This window comes from Parageobacillus galactosidasius, from assembly GCF_002217735.1.
GTDB classification, from domain to species: domain Bacteria; phylum Bacillota; class Bacilli; order Bacillales; family Anoxybacillaceae; genus Parageobacillus_B; species Parageobacillus_B toebii.
In genome coordinates this window covers 1,964,876-1,979,765 of record NZ_NDYL01000002.1, presented here as the reverse complement: position 1 = coordinate 1,979,765, position 14,890 = coordinate 1,964,876, and the positions used below count along the sequence as shown (strand labels likewise).

Here is a 14,890-nt window from a genome sequence, read left to right as displayed (position 1 = left end):
CAAAAGACGGGGGTGAGCCAATGGAAAATAAAGAGTTTGGATTATACGATATCGTGGAAATGAAAAAGCCGCATCCGTGCGGAACAAACCGCTGGAAAGTGATTCGTTTAGGCGCCGATATTCGCATCAAATGCGAAGGTTGCGCCCATAGCGTGCTGCTTCCGCGAAAAGAATTTGTACGAAAGATGAAAAAAGTGTTAGTCAAGCATGAGGAGTAACGACCTCATGCTCTTTCTATAACGAAAAGGAGAGGAGAGTTATGGAAGAGATACGCGTCACATCGTGCCCGTTAAATTGTTAGGATGTGTGCGGATTAAAAGTAATGATTCAAAACGGAAAAGCAACAAAAGTAGACGGAGATGAAACACATCCGACATGTATATATCGGTCAAACCGGGGATGGACGCGTTTTTGGCGATGGGAATTATAAAAGAAATGCTGCGCTTAGGTTTGGAAGACCGCGCGTTTATTGAACAGCATACCGCTGGGTTTGCCGATGTCGAGGCGGTACTGGAAAGTATAACGATGGAAAAAATTGAGCGTCTCACGGAAGTAGACCGCAACGTGATGACGCAATTAGCTGTTATTTACGGAGAGCGTCCAACTGCGACATATTTAGGGCTTGGCATGCAGCGATATGCCAATGGCGGCAATACGATTCGCTGGATTGACGCGCTTGTAGCGATAAGCGGCAATGTTGGCATTCCGGGGGGCGGGGCGAACTTCGGCAATCTACAAGTCGGACAATGTTTTGATATTGCCGCGCTTGCGCTTCCAGAGCGTATCGTTTATTAACCATTCATCCGCTTCGCTCCAACCATTCGCAACATTACCATCTTGTTGAATCCATTCAATCGATCAAAATTGAAGTATCAAAAGATGTGGCCAAGGAGAGAGGATTGGCGGAAGGAGATAAAGCAAGAGTGTTTAACGACCGAGGCGAATTAATTGGAACGGTAAAAATTCTTGCGAGATCAATATCGATGAGGGGCAATGGGTGAAGTTTGGCGGTGCTGTCAATGTATTAACATCGGACCGCGAATCTGATAACGGATGCGGAAGCACATTATACGACTGCTTAGTGAATATTGAAAAACTAAAGAAATGACTAGCTTACGAATGCGCTTGTCATTTTCTTTTGGACTCACTATAATGAGGAAAGATGTGAACGGAAAAGAGGAGTGGAAAAATTATGGGATTAACAGCAGGAATCGTCGGTTTGCCGAACGTCGGAAAGTCGACGCTATTTAATGCGATTACAAAAGCGGGAGCAGAATCTGCTAATTATCCTTTCTGTACAATTGAACCAAACGTTGGTATTGTTGAAGTGCCGGATGAGCGGTTGAAAGTGTTGACGGAAATGTTCAAACCGCAACGTACGGTACCGACTGTGTTTGAATTTACCGATATTGCCGGAATTGTCAAAGGGGCAAGTAAAGGAGAGGGGCTTGGGAATAAATTTTTATCGCACATTCGCCAAGTCGACGCCATTTGTCAAGTCGTTCGTTGTTTTACGGATGAAAATATCACCCATGTAGCGGGAAGAGTCGATCCGCTTGCGGATATTGAAACGATTAATTTAGAGCTAATTTTCGCCGACTTAGAAACGGTCGATAAACGCATAGACCGCGTCGGCAAAATAGCGAAACAAAAAGATAAAGACGCCGTTTTTGAATATGATATTCTGGTGCGCCTGAAAGAAACGTTCGAAGCAGGAAAACCAGCGCGTACGCTTTCATTTACAGAGGAAGAAATGAAAGTAGTCAAGCAGCTTCACCTATTAACGATCAAACCGATGTTATATGTTGCTAATGTCGGTGAAGAGGATGTCGCTAATCCAGATGCCAACCCGTTCGTCAAACAAGTTTGCGAATTTGCGAAAAGCGACAATGCTGAAGTGATCGTTGTTTGCGCGAAAATTGAAGAAGAAATCGCTCAATTGGATGATGAGGAAAAAGAGTTGTTTTTACAAGAACTTGGCATTCAACAATCGGGTCTAGATCAATTAATTCGTGCATCATATAACTTGCTTGGATTGGCAACGTTCTTCACTGCAGGGGAACAAGAAGTGCGCGCATGGACGTTCCGCCGAGGGATGAAAGCGCCAGAGTGCGCGGGAATTATTCACTCCGATTTTGAACGGGGATTTATTCGTGCGGAAACGGTTTCTTACGAGGATTTAATCGCAGCTGGGTCGATGGCGGCAGCACGCGAGGCAGGAAAAATCCGGTTGGAAGGAAAAGATTATGAAGTACAAGATGGCGATATTATTTATTTCCGCTTCAATGTTTAATATTGCTTATCGTTTTCTAGCATGATATAATCAAAAAATGTGAGTAATCTTTTACTCCTTGCCCTTATCAAAAGGGCCGTTTAGACCAAAAGGAGGTGACTAGCGTGAGAAAGTACGAAATCATGTACATTATCCGCCCAAATTTAGACGATGAAGCGAGACAAGCAGTAGTGGATCGTTTCAATAATATTTTAAAAGAAAATGGTGCGGAAATTACAAATGTGACGGATTGGGGCAAACGCCGCTTAGCATATGAAATTAAAAAATACCGTGACGGTCATTACATGATTTTGAATGTCGTCTCTGAGCCAAAAGCGGTGCAAGAGTTTGACCGTTTAGCAAGAATCAGCGACGATATTATCCGTCATATTGTCGTAAAAGAAGAAAAATAATTTTTTTTAAACATTAAGAGGTGGTTCTGATGATTAATCGCGTAATTCTTGTAGGAAGGTTAACGAGAGATCCGGAATTACGCTATACTCCAAGTGGGGTGGCTGTTGCCACGTTTACGCTTGCTGTCAATCGTCCGTTTACAAACCAGCAAGGTGAACGTGAAGCGGATTTTATTAACTGCGTTGTTTGGCGTCGTCAAGCCGAAAATGTCGCGAATTTCTTAAAAAAGGGAAGTTTAGCCGGAGTAGACGGTCGTTTACAAACCCGCAGCTATGAAGGTCAAGATGGAAGACGTGTATATGTGACGGAAGTGGTTGCTGATAGCGTCCAATTTCTTGAGCCGAAAAGTAGCGCAGAACAGCGTGGAGTGGCAGCAGGCGGCTACTATGGGGAGCCATTCCCATTTGGACCAGATCAGAACCATCGCAATCCAAACGAAAAAGATTTTAGTCGCATAGATGAAGATCCTTTTGCAAACGATGGTCAAACGATCGATATTTCGGATGATGACCTACCGTTTTAATCAAAAAGCAAAAGGCGCCTTGATCGGATAAAGATAAAGGAGAAAGGAGGATATATGATGGCAGGACGTAAAGGCGGACGCGCAAAACGCCGGAAAGTATGCTATTTCACAGCGAACGGAATTACACATATCGACTATAAAGATGTAGACTTGTTAAAGAAATTCATTTCGGAGCGCGGCAAAATTTTACCTCGCCGTGTTACTGGCACAAGCGCGAAATATCAACGTAAATTGACGGTTGCTATTAAACGCGCTCGTCAAATGGCATTATTGCCATACGTAGCAGACGAATAAAATACGAAAGCAGTAAGGGGGAAATCCTTACTGCTTTTTCTATTTATTTCTCCGTCATTGTGATACGATGGACGTAAGGAGGGAGAATGGAAAATTGCGAAAAACGCACATCATTACGGAGGCGGCGATTCAGCTTGCTCTGTTTGCCGTTTTATTTTTAGTTTCCCTATATGTACCGCTGTTAGGGATGATTGCTATATTATTTTTATCGCTGCCGTTTATGATTTTTACGATGAGGCACAGTTATGCATATGCACTTCTTTTGCTTGTGGCTTCGCTTATTATTTCTACGCTGATTGGTTCGCTTCTTTCCTTGCCGGTTGCATTGATGTTTGGAACAGCAGGGATTGCGATTGGGGGAATGCTTGCCAAAAATAAAAGCCGTTATATGATTTTACTGACGAGCGCGCTTATATTTCTTATGAACATAGTCATCGATTATGTCATCTCCGTAAAATTTTTGCAGATGGATATCATTCAGGAAACGCTCTCAGCATTTCGCCAATCATTTGAGACCGCGATGCAAATTATGAAAGGAATGGGGCAAACGCCGACAAAACAATTACAGGAACAATTTGAACAAGGATTGGAACTTATAAAATACGTAACCCCGACGTTGTTTGTCATCGCTGCTTTCTTGCTTGCCTACGCAACAATGGCCGTCTCTATCCCAATTTTAAAACGATTAAAGCTGCCAGTCGGCACGTGGCCTCCGTTTCGTGATTTTACATTACCAAAAAGCTTATTATGGTGCTATTTGCTCGTGCTTGTTATTTCATTCATTCCGTTAGAAAAAGGAACATTTGCCTATCTTGCCGTTTTAAACGTATATTATTTATTACAGCTGCTTTTTATTGTTCAAGGGTTTTCTTTCTTGTATTATGCTGCCAATAAAAAGAATGTACCGAAAGGAATCGTGATCGGTGGAACGATCCTATGCTTATTCCTGCCTTTTTTACTTTATCTTATCGCGATATTAGGTATAATTGATTTAGGATTTGATTTGCGAAAACGCATATGATAATTGAATAAGGCAGATTATTTTTCTATGTAGGAGCTGACTTTTGAATGTCTCATTTTTATGAAAGGAAAGCGTATCGCTATCCCTTATACGCTTTTATTGCATTATCGGTTGTTTTTGCAGCGTTTTTGTTTTATTTTCAATGGATATTAGGGATAGTTAGCTTTTTGCTCCTTGGTTTTGTACTTTATTACGTGATCCATTCACAACGGTCATTATATGCAGAGCTTGAGCAATATATTTCCAACTTGTCGTATCGAATTAAAAAAGTTGGCGAAGAAGCATTAATGGAAATGCCCATTGGAATCATGTTGATTAATGATGACTATGAGGTAGAATGGGCGAATCAATTTTTAGCTTCTTGCTTTAAAGAGCAGACGTTAATAGGCCGTTCGTTATATGATCTTTCTGATCCATTAGTCGCTTTATTGAAGCAGGAGCAAATAAATGAAGAAATCATTAACATTCATGGAAGGCAATTTAAAGTCATTATAAGACGCGAGGAAAGGCTTCTTTACTTTTTCGATGTGACGGAGCAGGTAGAATTACAAAAACAATATGAGGCAGAACGATTAGTATTGGCCATTATTTTCCTTGATAATTATGATGAAATTACACAAGGAATGGATGACCAGGCGAAAAGCCAGATGAATAGCCATGTGACGTCCATTTTGAACAAATGGGCGAATGATTATGGGCTATTTTTAAAACGGACGTCGTCCGAGCGGTTTATCGCTGTCTTGAATGAGCATATTCTCAAGCAATTGGAAAAAAGCAAGTTTTCCATTTTAGACGAAGTCCGTGAACAGACGATGAAATATAATGTCCAGTTAACGTTAAGTATTGGGATTGGCACTGGTGTATCATCGCTTCCGGAATTGGGATTGTTGGCACAATCCGGTTTAGATTTAGCGCTAGGCCGCGGCGGCGACCAGGTTGCCATTAAACAAGGCAACGGGAAAGTGAAGTTTTATGGTGGAAAGACCAATCCAATGGAGAAACGTACAAGGGTTCGTGCCCGTGTCATTTCTCATGCGCTTAGGGAATTGATTACAGAAAGCGACAAAGTGCTGATTATGGGGCATAAATACCCAGATATGGACGCACTTGGAGCTGCTATCGGAATTTTAAAGTTAGTACAATCCAATCAAAAAGAGGGATTTATCGTCATTGATACGGCACGAACGAATTCTGGGGCACAACGTTTAATTGAGGAATTGAAAAAGCATTCGGAGCTATGGTCAAGATTTATTAAGCCAGAACAAGGGCTTGAGTTGGTTACAGAGGATACGTTGGTTATTGTTGTTGATACGCACCGCCCTTCATTAGTCGTAGAAGAAAGATTATTATACCGTACAGATCATATTGTTGTTATTGACCATCATCGTCGCGGTGAAGAATTTATTAATGATCCGATTCTTGTTTATATGGAACCATATGCGTCTTCCACTTCTGAACTGGTGACTGAACTGTTAGAATACCAGCCAAAACGGATGAAGCTGTCGATGCTGGAGGCGACGGCGCTTCTTGCAGGAATTGTGGTTGATACGAAAAGTTTTACGCTTCGCACAGGTTCACGGACGTTTGATGCTGCTTCTTATTTACGTGCTCAAGGCGCTGACACTGTTTTAGTGCAAAAATTGCTAAAAGAAAGTATCACAAATTATGTAAAGCGGGCAAAAATTATTGAAAATGCGTCTATCGATTCGAGAGGAATCGCCATTGCAAAAGGGGATCCAACAGAAACATATGATCAAGTGTTAATTGCCCAAGCGGCTGATACGCTATTAACATTAAGCGGAGTCGTTGCTTCGTTTGTTATCTCAAAGCGAACGGACCAAACGATTGGCATTAGTGCTCGCTCCTTAGGAGATATCAATGTTCAAATCATTATGGAAAGCTTAGGAGGAGGCGGCCATTTAACCAATGCTGCTACACAGCTTTCCGATATAACGATAGAAGAAGCAGAACAGCGCCTGCGAGCAGCAATTGATGATTATCTAGAAGGAGGTAAGGAATCATGAAAGTCATCTTTCTTAAAGATGTAAAAGGAAAAGGAAAAAAAGGGGAAATTAAAAACGTCGCTGACGGATACGCAAACAATTTCCTTTTTAAACAAGGGCTTGCCATTGAAGCAACACCAGCAAACATAAAAGCGCTAGAGGCGCAAAAACGAAAAGAACAACGGCAAGCGGAAGAGGAGCTTGCAAAAGCAAAACAATTAAAAGAAAAGCTAGAACAAATAACGGTGGAATTGTCCGCGAAAGCTGGGGAAGGCGGTCGTTTATTCGGATCGATTACAAGCAAACAAATTGCTGAAGCTCTTCAATCCCAGCACCAAATTAAAATTGATAAGCGTAAAATCGAACTGGACGATGCCATTCGTTCATTAGGATATACGAATGTACCTGTAAAACTTCATCCGGAAGTCACAGCAACATTAAAAGTACATGTGACCGAACAAAAGTAAATTCGTTTCCCCATCAATATCGGTAACATGAGAATAAAATGTGATTTTATGAGGATGTTTTCCTCATATAATCACATTTTTCTTATGGCAGGAAAAACGGGGGAAAAAGGTGGTGAAATCACATGAACGATCTATTTTCAGAACGAATTCCTCCGCAAAGCATCGAGGCGGAACAGGCTGTGTTAGGTGCTATATTTCTTGATCCTTCCGCCTTAACATTAGCTTCGGAAATTTTAATTCCGGAAGATTTTTATCGTGCTTCCCATCAAAAAATTTTCCATGCGATGCTTCGCGTTGCGGATAAAGGAGAGCCTGTCGATTTAGTCACAGTGACGGCGGAGCTTGCCGATACGCAGCAATTGGAAGAAGTCGGCGGAGTGTCATATTTAAGCGAACTGGCCGATGCTGTACCAACGGCGGCAAACGTTGAATATTACGCGCGCATCGTGGAAGAAAAATCGGTGTTGCGCCGCTTGATTCGCACCGCCACGTCGATTGCGCAAGACGGTTACACAAGAGAAGATGAAGTAGATGTTTTGCTTGACGAAGCAGAACAGAAAATCATGGAGATTTCACAGCGCAAACATTCAGGCGCATTTAAAAATATTAAAGATGTCCTTGTGCAGACGTACGATAATATTGAAATGCTCCATAATCGAAAAGGCGAGGTGACGGGAATCCCGACTGGATTTACCGAGCTTGACCGCATGACATCGGGATTTCAGCGCAGCGATTTTATTATTGTTGCGGCCCGTCCTTCTGTAGGGAAAACGGCATTTGCTTTAAATATTGCGCAAAACGTAGCGACAAAGACGAATGAAAACGTCGCGATTTTTAGTTTGGAAATGAGCGCCCAGCAACTAGTGATGCGGATGTTGTGCGCGGAAGGAAATATCAACGCGCAAAATTTACGGACAGGGAGGTTAACGCCGGAAGACTGGGGCAAGCTAACGATGGCGATGGGAAGCTTGTCGAACGCCGGCATTTATATCGATGATACGCCTAGCGTCCGTGTTAGCGATATTCGCGCCAAATGCCGCCGCTTAAAGCAAGAAAGCGGTCTTGGCATGGTTGTCATCGACTACTTGCAGCTCATTCAAGGAAGTGGCAGAAATAGAGAAAACCGCCAACAAGAAGTTTCGGAAATCTCCCGTTCTTTAAAAGCGTTGGCTCGTGAATTAGAAGTGCCGGTGATCGCTTTATCCCAGCTTTCTCGAAGCGTCGAGCAGCGCCAAGATAAGCGGCCGATGATGTCCGATATCCGTGAATCCGGAAGCATCGAGCAAGATGCGGATATTGTCGCCTTTTTATACCGCGACGATTATTACAATAAAGATTCGGAGAATAAAAATATTATTGAGATCATTATTGCCAAACAGCGGAACGGCCCAGTCGGGACCGTACAGCTTGCATTTATTAAAGAATACAACAAGTTCGTTAATTTGGAACGCCGTTTTGATGATGCGCAAATTCCGCCAGGAGCATAATGAAGAACAGGTGCCGCTTTTTTTAGAGGCACCTTATATTTTTTCATTTTCACGAGAAGCCTCCCGATGCAGGCTCGAGTAGAAGGAGATCACCTTTCTTCTACGCGGAAGCTTTTTCGATGGAGGTAGTAAGAAACTCCCACCTCTTTATGGAATGAAGGTAGGAGAGGTTCATACACGAATAATAAATGATTAATATATATAAATGTTCGTGTTTTATTGACTTTCCCTTGAAAAACTGCTACACTTACAATGTTTATATCGAGTTAAAGGTGGAGGTGCTCGCCATGTCGTCAGTCGTCGTTGTCGGGACGCAATGGGGCGATGAAGGAAAAGGGAAAATTACTGACTTTTTATCAGAAAATGCGGAAGTCATTGCAAGATACCAAGGCGGAAACAATGCTGGGCATACGATTGTCTTTAATGGAGAGAAGTATAAATTGCATTTAATTCCGTCCGGAATTTTTTATAAAGATAAAATTTGTGTCATCGGAAATGGAATGGTAGTTGACCCGAAAGCATTAGTGGCGGAGTTGAAATATTTGCACGATCGCGGCATTTCAACTGATAATTTACGCATTAGCAATCGTGCGCATGTTATTTTGCCATACCATTTAAAACTGGATGAACTCGAAGAAGAGCGGAAAGGCGCAAACAAAATCGGCACGACAAAAAAAGGGATCGGACCTGCGTATATGGATAAGGCGGCGCGCGTCGGCATCCGCATTGTCGATTTGTTAGATCGCGAAGTATTTGAAGAAAAATTGGCTCGTAATTTGCAAGAGAAAAATGTCCTTTTTGAAAAAGTATACGGCGTCGAAGGATTTAAGCTAGAAGATATTTTAGATGAATATTACGAATATGGACAACAAATTGCCAAATATGTTTGCGATACGTCTGTAGTGTTAAATAACGCGCTTGATGAAGGGCGCCGTGTTCTCTTTGAAGGCGCACAAGGCGTCATGCTTGATATTGATCAAGGAACCTATCCATTTGTTACTTCCTCAAATCCAGTCGCCGGTGGCGTGACGATCGGTGCTGGGGTCGGACCAACGAAAATTAAACATGTCGTCGGGGTTGCAAAAGCGTATACGACTCGTGTTGGCGACGGTCCATTCCCGACAGAATTACATGATGAAATTGGCGACCGCATCCGCGAAGTCGGCCGTGAATATGGAACAACGACAGGCCGTCCACGCCGTGTCGGTTGGTTTGATAGCGTTGTTGTTCGCCATGCTCGTCGGGTTAGCGGTATTACAGATTTATCGTTAAACTCGATTGACGTTCTTACTGGTATTGAAACGTTAAAAATATGTGTTGCTTATCGCTATAAAGGAAAAGTGATCGAAGAATTTCCGGCAAGCTTAAAAGTGCTAGCGGAATGTGAGCCAATTTATGAGGAACTTCCAGGATGGTCAGAAGATATTACTGGTGTAAAAAGTCTGGACGAACTGCCAGTCAACGCCCGCCATTATGTAGAACGCATTTCTCAATTAACAGGCATTCCGTTATCGATTTTCTCTGTCGGTCCAGATCGTTCGCAAACAAATGTTGTTCGCAGCGTATATGCGTGAAATATTTATAATATGTATAATAAAAGCGTAGATGCAGCAATGTATCTATGCTTTTCTTTTTGTTTCTTCTTTAAATGGCAAATGGTTATGAGTGATTTCATTTTGATAACATGATAAATTAATAATGGTAAATCTATTTCTGATTCCATCGTAAAAGGAAGGATGTGAAGAGAATGATGGAAAAACGAATTCTCGTTGTTGATGATGAGAAGCCGATTGCGGATATTTTGCAATTTAATTTGCAAAAAGAAGGATATGAGGTAATTTGTGCTTACGATGGAGAAGAAGCGTTGCAAAAAGTCGAGGAAATAATGCCGGATCTTATTTTGCTTGATATTATGCTTCCACAAAAAGACGGTATGGAAGTTTGTCGGGAAGTACGGAAAAAATACGATATGCCAATTATTATGTTAACTGCAAAAGATTCAGAGATTGATAAAGTACTTGGTTTAGAATTAGGGGCGGATGACTATGTAACAAAGCCGTTCAGTACGAGAGAGCTGTTAGCGCGGGTAAGAGCGAATTTACGCCGTCATACACAAATTGTTGCACAGGAAGAAACGAACGATACGAATGAAATTATTATCGGTTCTCTCGTCATTCGTCCTGATGCATACATCGTTTCGAAACGAGGAGAAACGATTGAATTAACGCATCGCGAGTTTGAATTGCTGCATTATTTGGCAAAACATATTGGACAAGTCATGACAAGGGAGCATCTGTTGCAAACCGTATGGGGATACGATTATTACGGTGATGTTCGTACTGTTGATGTCACGGTGCGCCGTCTCCGCGAAAAAATTGAAGATAATCCATCACACCCTTCATGGATTGTCACACGACGGGGAGTCGGATATTATTTGCGCAACCCAGAACAGGAGTAACGAAAACAAATGAAAAAAGTAGGCCCATTTCGTTCGATTCATTTCAAGTTTGCCGTTATATACGTTTTGCTTATTCTCATAGCGATGCAAATTATCGGTGTTTATTTTGTTAGAAAGCTAGAAACGGAGTTAGTGCAAAGTTTTAAAAATTCCCTGAATGAACGGGTGACGCTATTAGCGTATAATGTGGAACAAGCGATGAATAAAGAAAGGGATTCGAAAAGTCCGATGTTAGAAGAAGATATCCGCTCCCTTCTCAATGATTTTGTTTCCGATGACATTTCTGAAGTCCGTGTCATCGATCATAAAGGCAAAGTGTTAGCTACATCGAATCCATATATGCAAAATATCGTTGGAAAGCGGACAACGGAAATTTATGTGAAGCGATCGCTTGTGACTGGGGAAATCGTCGATCAAATGTTCATAGATCAGAAAGGACACCGTATGTATATTTCTTCTACTCCAATTAAATCGAGTGGAGAAATAAAGGGAGTTATTTACATCATTGCTTCGATGGAGAACGTATTCTCGCAAATGAAACAAATTAATACAATTTTAGCAACAGGAACCGGAATAGCTCTCTTTATTACTGCGGTACTCGGGGTTCTTTTGTCACGCACGATTACTCGTCCGATTTCAGATATGCGAAAACAAGCGTTAGCGATGACAAAGGGAGATTTCTCCCGCAAAGTAAAAATTTACGGTTATGATGAAATCGGACAATTAGCAATGACGTTTAATAATTTAACGAAAAAGCTGCAAGAAGCACAAGCGACAACAGAAGGGGAACGGCGCAAGCTTGAATCCGTATTAACACATATGACAGATGGAGTGATTGCCACAGACCGCCGCGGCAGAATTATACTCATTAATGATGCCGCCTTAAACATTTTGAATGTTTCACGTGAAACAGTACTGTCGAGTTCCATTATCGATGTACTTGGAATTGGTGACCAATATACGTTTGAAACACTGTTGGAGGAGCGGGATTCGCTCATTTTAGATTTTAGTACGGATGAAGAGCTATATATTTTGCGTGCATCGCTTTCTGTGATTCAAAAAGAATCAGGACTTATTAACGGATTAATTGTCGTATTGCATGATATTACGGAACAAGAAAAAATTGACCGCGAACGTAGAGAATTTGTTGCCAATGTTTCACATGAGCTTCGCACTCCGTTAACGACGATGAAAAGTTATTTGGAAGCATTAGCGGAAGGAGCTTGGCAAGATAAAGCAATCGCTCCTCGGTTTATCGAAGTAGTGCAAACAGAAACAGAACGAATGATTCGCTTAGTCAATGACTTATTACAGCTTTCTAAACTGGACAGTAAAGATTATAAGCTAAATAAATCATGGGTAAATTTTTCGGAGTACTTTCATAAAGTGATTGACCGTTTTGAATTGACAAAAAGCGAAAACATTACGTTTGTGCGAAAAATCCCAAAAGAAGCGATTTTTATTGAAATCGATAAAGATAAAATTACGCAAGTATTAGATAATATTATTTCCAACGCCATCAAATATTCTCCACAAGGCGGAAAAATTACGTTTCGCGTTAGAGAGCTTGCCGATGAAATTATTGTGAGTGTCAGCGATGAAGGAGTCGGTATTCCTAAGGCGGATCTCGCGAAAGTGTTCGAACGGTTTTATCGTGTCGATAAGGCAAGATCACGCAAACTCGGCGGTACAGGGTTAGGATTAGCAATTGCGAAAGAAGTGGTGATCGCTCATGGAGGAACCATTTGGGCGGAAAGTAAGGAGCATAAAGGAACAACGATTTTCTTTACTTTACCGTTGGAAAGAGATCAAAAGGATGACTGGGACGATGTATGAAGCAGCAAAAACAGTCGTGTTGACGTTTTTAGTATTAGTGAGTATTGTGCTGACGTTTGTATTATGGACATACCACCCAAAATACGATGTTTTGCAAAATGATGAGTACGTTCAGAACGTTTCCGTCAGCAACACCCAAGTAGATCCAGCGATGATTGTTCAACCTTCACAGCTGTTGTTTCATAAAAATAATGCTCATTATGGAATTGTACAAGAAGAAGAAGCAAATCAGATTTTAAAAGAAATCAAAAAATGGTCCATTGATGATTTTGAAAACATTTCCGATACGATTCCAAAAGGAAAATTTTTATCGTTTTTACACGAAAAAGAGAGACTAGAACTCGTTTATCCCGATAGCATCCCTATTGATGTTTATCGTTCCATTTTTCAAATTGAAGACAAAGGAATAAAACATATTAGTTTTGACCGTATAATCATTCCATTAGCGAACAAGGACGAGCTTTCTATTTATTTTATTTCTACGGAAAAACGCAGGGTATATAAAGCAATTGCAACGGACGTATCACTTTCTGAAATTAACAAACTAGCAATGGAATTAGATGAATACCCTCGTTATTTTCCTTATGTAATTAATGAAACAAAGCAAATTTTTTTGCCTGAAAAAGAGGTCACAATGAATCGTCTTCAATATTATACGGACGAGCTTGACTCTGATAAATTTAAAGAGGCGCTGTTTAGCGATCCTAGTTTTGTGAAAAAAGATTTAATTACATTTGGCGAGGAATATACCGATGGATCGCGATTAATGGATGTTGATTTTTTACAGCGAATGTTGTTATATGTAAACCCAGCAGCGCGGACATTGAACGGTAGCGAGAATCAAAAAAGCGATCATTTAATTCAAAAGAGCATTGACTTTGTCAATGAGCATGGCGGCTGGACCGATATGTATCGCTTTGCTAGATGGAATGAGGACGAACGGACCGTCGTATTTCGCCTAATAGTCAACAACCACCCTGTATTTAACGAATATGGCATGTCTGAAATAGTACAAATATGGGGAAGCAGCGATCTTGTAAAATATCAGCGTCCTCTATTTCGTTTAGAAGTTCCCGACCGTGTGAATGTGCCAAGGACGTTATTATCCGGTCATGAAGTGATTAAAAAAATAGAAATGATGGAGGGATTTAAAAAAGAATTAGTAAAAGATATTGTGGTAGGATATGAGCTGATAAAAGATCCGGAACGAGAAAAAGTGATTATTTTAGAACCATCATGGTTTTGTTTATACGGTCAGACGTGGAAGAAGATACCTTTAGATGACCAAGAAAAAGAACAAGACAGCAAAAAGAGAGGAGGGAACGTAAGTGGATTGGAGTAAAACAAAAACGATTTTTATTATTACGTTCCTCATCCTCGATTGTTTTTTAGGATATCAATTTATGGAAAAGCGAAATAGCAGCCAATTAGATGTCATTTTGGAAGCAACGATTGAAGAACAATTGGAGGCAAACGGCATCACTTATGTAGAGCTTCCAAAAGAAATAACGAAAGCCACTTATGTCAGCGGGAAAAGTAAAAAGTTTACTGATGAAGAAATAAAAAAATTGCCTGGCCAAAAGGTGACGGTAAACGATGGAACCGCTTTGAAAGGGACATTTATTCATCCGATATCGTTAAATTTCAAAGATCCATATCGATTGAAAGAATTTTTACAGCGGCATATTATCAATGGAAAAAAGTATACGTTTTGGACATTTGACGAAAAGTCAAATACCGTCGTTTGCTACCAAACGTATGATGGAAAAATAATTTACAATAATGAAAGCAGTAAACTATTGATACATTTAAATGAAAAAAGCGAAGCGGTATCGTATGAACAAACGATGTTAGATGATTTACAAAAATATGAGAGAAAACAAGATATCGTCCCAGCTATTAAGGCAATTGAAACGTTATACAAAAAAGGGTATTTACAACCCAGGGACCGCGTCACATCGGTTGAACTAGGATATTACGGCCTGGTTCAGTTTACCACTTCTCAAGTATTAACGCCGACGTGGCATATCGTCATTAATGGAAAAGAAGACTATTTTATTAATGCATTCGAAGGACAAATCATTAATGATGAAGGAAAAATTTTGGAGTGAGAAA

14 protein-coding genes and 1 pseudogene are annotated in these 14,890 nt (G+C 40.9%); all 15 read left to right on the top strand.

Going from position 1 to position 14,890, the window contains the following annotated elements:
* Positions 1–20: 20 nt before the first annotated feature.
* On the top strand, positions 21–218 hold the full coding sequence (locus B9L23_RS19550; protein ID WP_015865414.1) for a DUF951 domain-containing protein: 198 nt from the start codon (positions 21–23) through the stop codon (positions 216–218).
* Between the two features lie 151 nt (positions 219–369).
* Positions 370–1,108 (top strand): annotated as a pseudogene (locus tag B9L23_RS19545) (molybdopterin dinucleotide binding domain-containing protein); the annotation flags it as partial.
* 84 nt (positions 1,109–1,192) lie between these two features.
* A complete protein-coding gene (gene ychF / locus B9L23_RS19540; RefSeq protein ID WP_089098289.1) occupies positions 1,193–2,293 on the top strand; it encodes a redox-regulated ATPase YchF in 1,101 nt (366 codons plus the stop codon).
* Positions 2,294–2,397: 104 nt separating this feature from the next.
* Entirely contained in the window at positions 2,398–2,685 is a 288-nt protein-coding gene (rpsF, locus tag B9L23_RS19535) for a 30S ribosomal protein S6 (RefSeq protein WP_015865412.1), read from the top strand.
* A gap of 29 nt (positions 2,686–2,714) precedes the next feature.
* The gene (ssb, locus tag B9L23_RS19530) at positions 2,715–3,209 is read left to right on the top strand and encodes a single-stranded DNA-binding protein (protein WP_062754533.1); all 495 of its coding nucleotides are present in this window, start codon (positions 2,715–2,717) and stop codon (positions 3,207–3,209) included.
* A gap of 54 nt (positions 3,210–3,263) precedes the next feature.
* Complete coding sequence (rpsR, locus tag B9L23_RS19525; RefSeq protein ID WP_003253854.1) at positions 3,264–3,503, top strand: 30S ribosomal protein S18; 240 nt, start codon at positions 3,264–3,266, stop codon at positions 3,501–3,503.
* A gap of 94 nt (positions 3,504–3,597) precedes the next feature.
* Positions 3,598–4,524: a YybS family protein gene (locus B9L23_RS19520; RefSeq protein ID WP_141103882.1), complete on the top strand. Its 927-nt coding sequence runs from the start codon at positions 3,598–3,600 to the stop codon at positions 4,522–4,524.
* 47 nt (positions 4,525–4,571) lie between these two features.
* Positions 4,572–6,548, top strand: a complete 1,977-nt coding sequence (locus B9L23_RS19515) for a DHH family phosphoesterase (protein WP_081189414.1) — start codon at positions 4,572–4,574, stop codon at positions 6,546–6,548.
* Positions 6,545–6,994 (top strand): 50S ribosomal protein L9, encoded by a 450-nt coding sequence (rplI, locus tag B9L23_RS19510; protein WP_062679393.1) that lies wholly within the window; start codon positions 6,545–6,547, stop codon positions 6,992–6,994. Before B9L23_RS19515 ends, rplI begins: the two co-directional genes overlap by 4 nt.
* 122 nt (positions 6,995–7,116) lie before the next feature.
* Positions 7,117–8,481: a replicative DNA helicase gene (gene dnaB, locus B9L23_RS19505; protein ID WP_062679392.1), complete on the top strand. Its 1,365-nt coding sequence runs from the start codon at positions 7,117–7,119 to the stop codon at positions 8,479–8,481.
* Positions 8,482–8,768: 287 nt separating this feature from the next.
* The gene (locus B9L23_RS19500; RefSeq protein ID WP_015865406.1) at positions 8,769–10,055 is read left to right on the top strand and encodes an adenylosuccinate synthase; all 1,287 of its coding nucleotides are present in this window, start codon (positions 8,769–8,771) and stop codon (positions 10,053–10,055) included.
* Positions 10,056–10,231: 176 nt separating this feature from the next.
* Positions 10,232–10,939 (top strand): response regulator YycF, encoded by a 708-nt coding sequence (gene yycF, locus B9L23_RS19495; protein ID WP_062754555.1) that lies wholly within the window; start codon positions 10,232–10,234, stop codon positions 10,937–10,939.
* Between the two features lie 9 nt (positions 10,940–10,948).
* A complete protein-coding gene (walK, locus tag B9L23_RS19490) occupies positions 10,949–12,775 on the top strand; it encodes a cell wall metabolism sensor histidine kinase WalK (protein ID WP_062754528.1) in 1,827 nt (608 codons plus the stop codon).
* On the top strand, positions 12,768–14,117 hold the full coding sequence (locus B9L23_RS19485) for a YycH family regulatory protein (RefSeq protein WP_089098288.1): 1,350 nt from the start codon (positions 12,768–12,770) through the stop codon (positions 14,115–14,117). Before walK ends, B9L23_RS19485 begins: the two co-directional genes overlap by 8 nt.
* Entirely contained in the window at positions 14,104–14,886 is a 783-nt protein-coding gene (locus B9L23_RS19480) for a two-component system regulatory protein YycI (RefSeq protein ID WP_089098287.1), read from the top strand. Before B9L23_RS19485 ends, B9L23_RS19480 begins: the two co-directional genes overlap by 14 nt.
* Positions 14,887–14,890 lie beyond the last annotated feature (4 nt).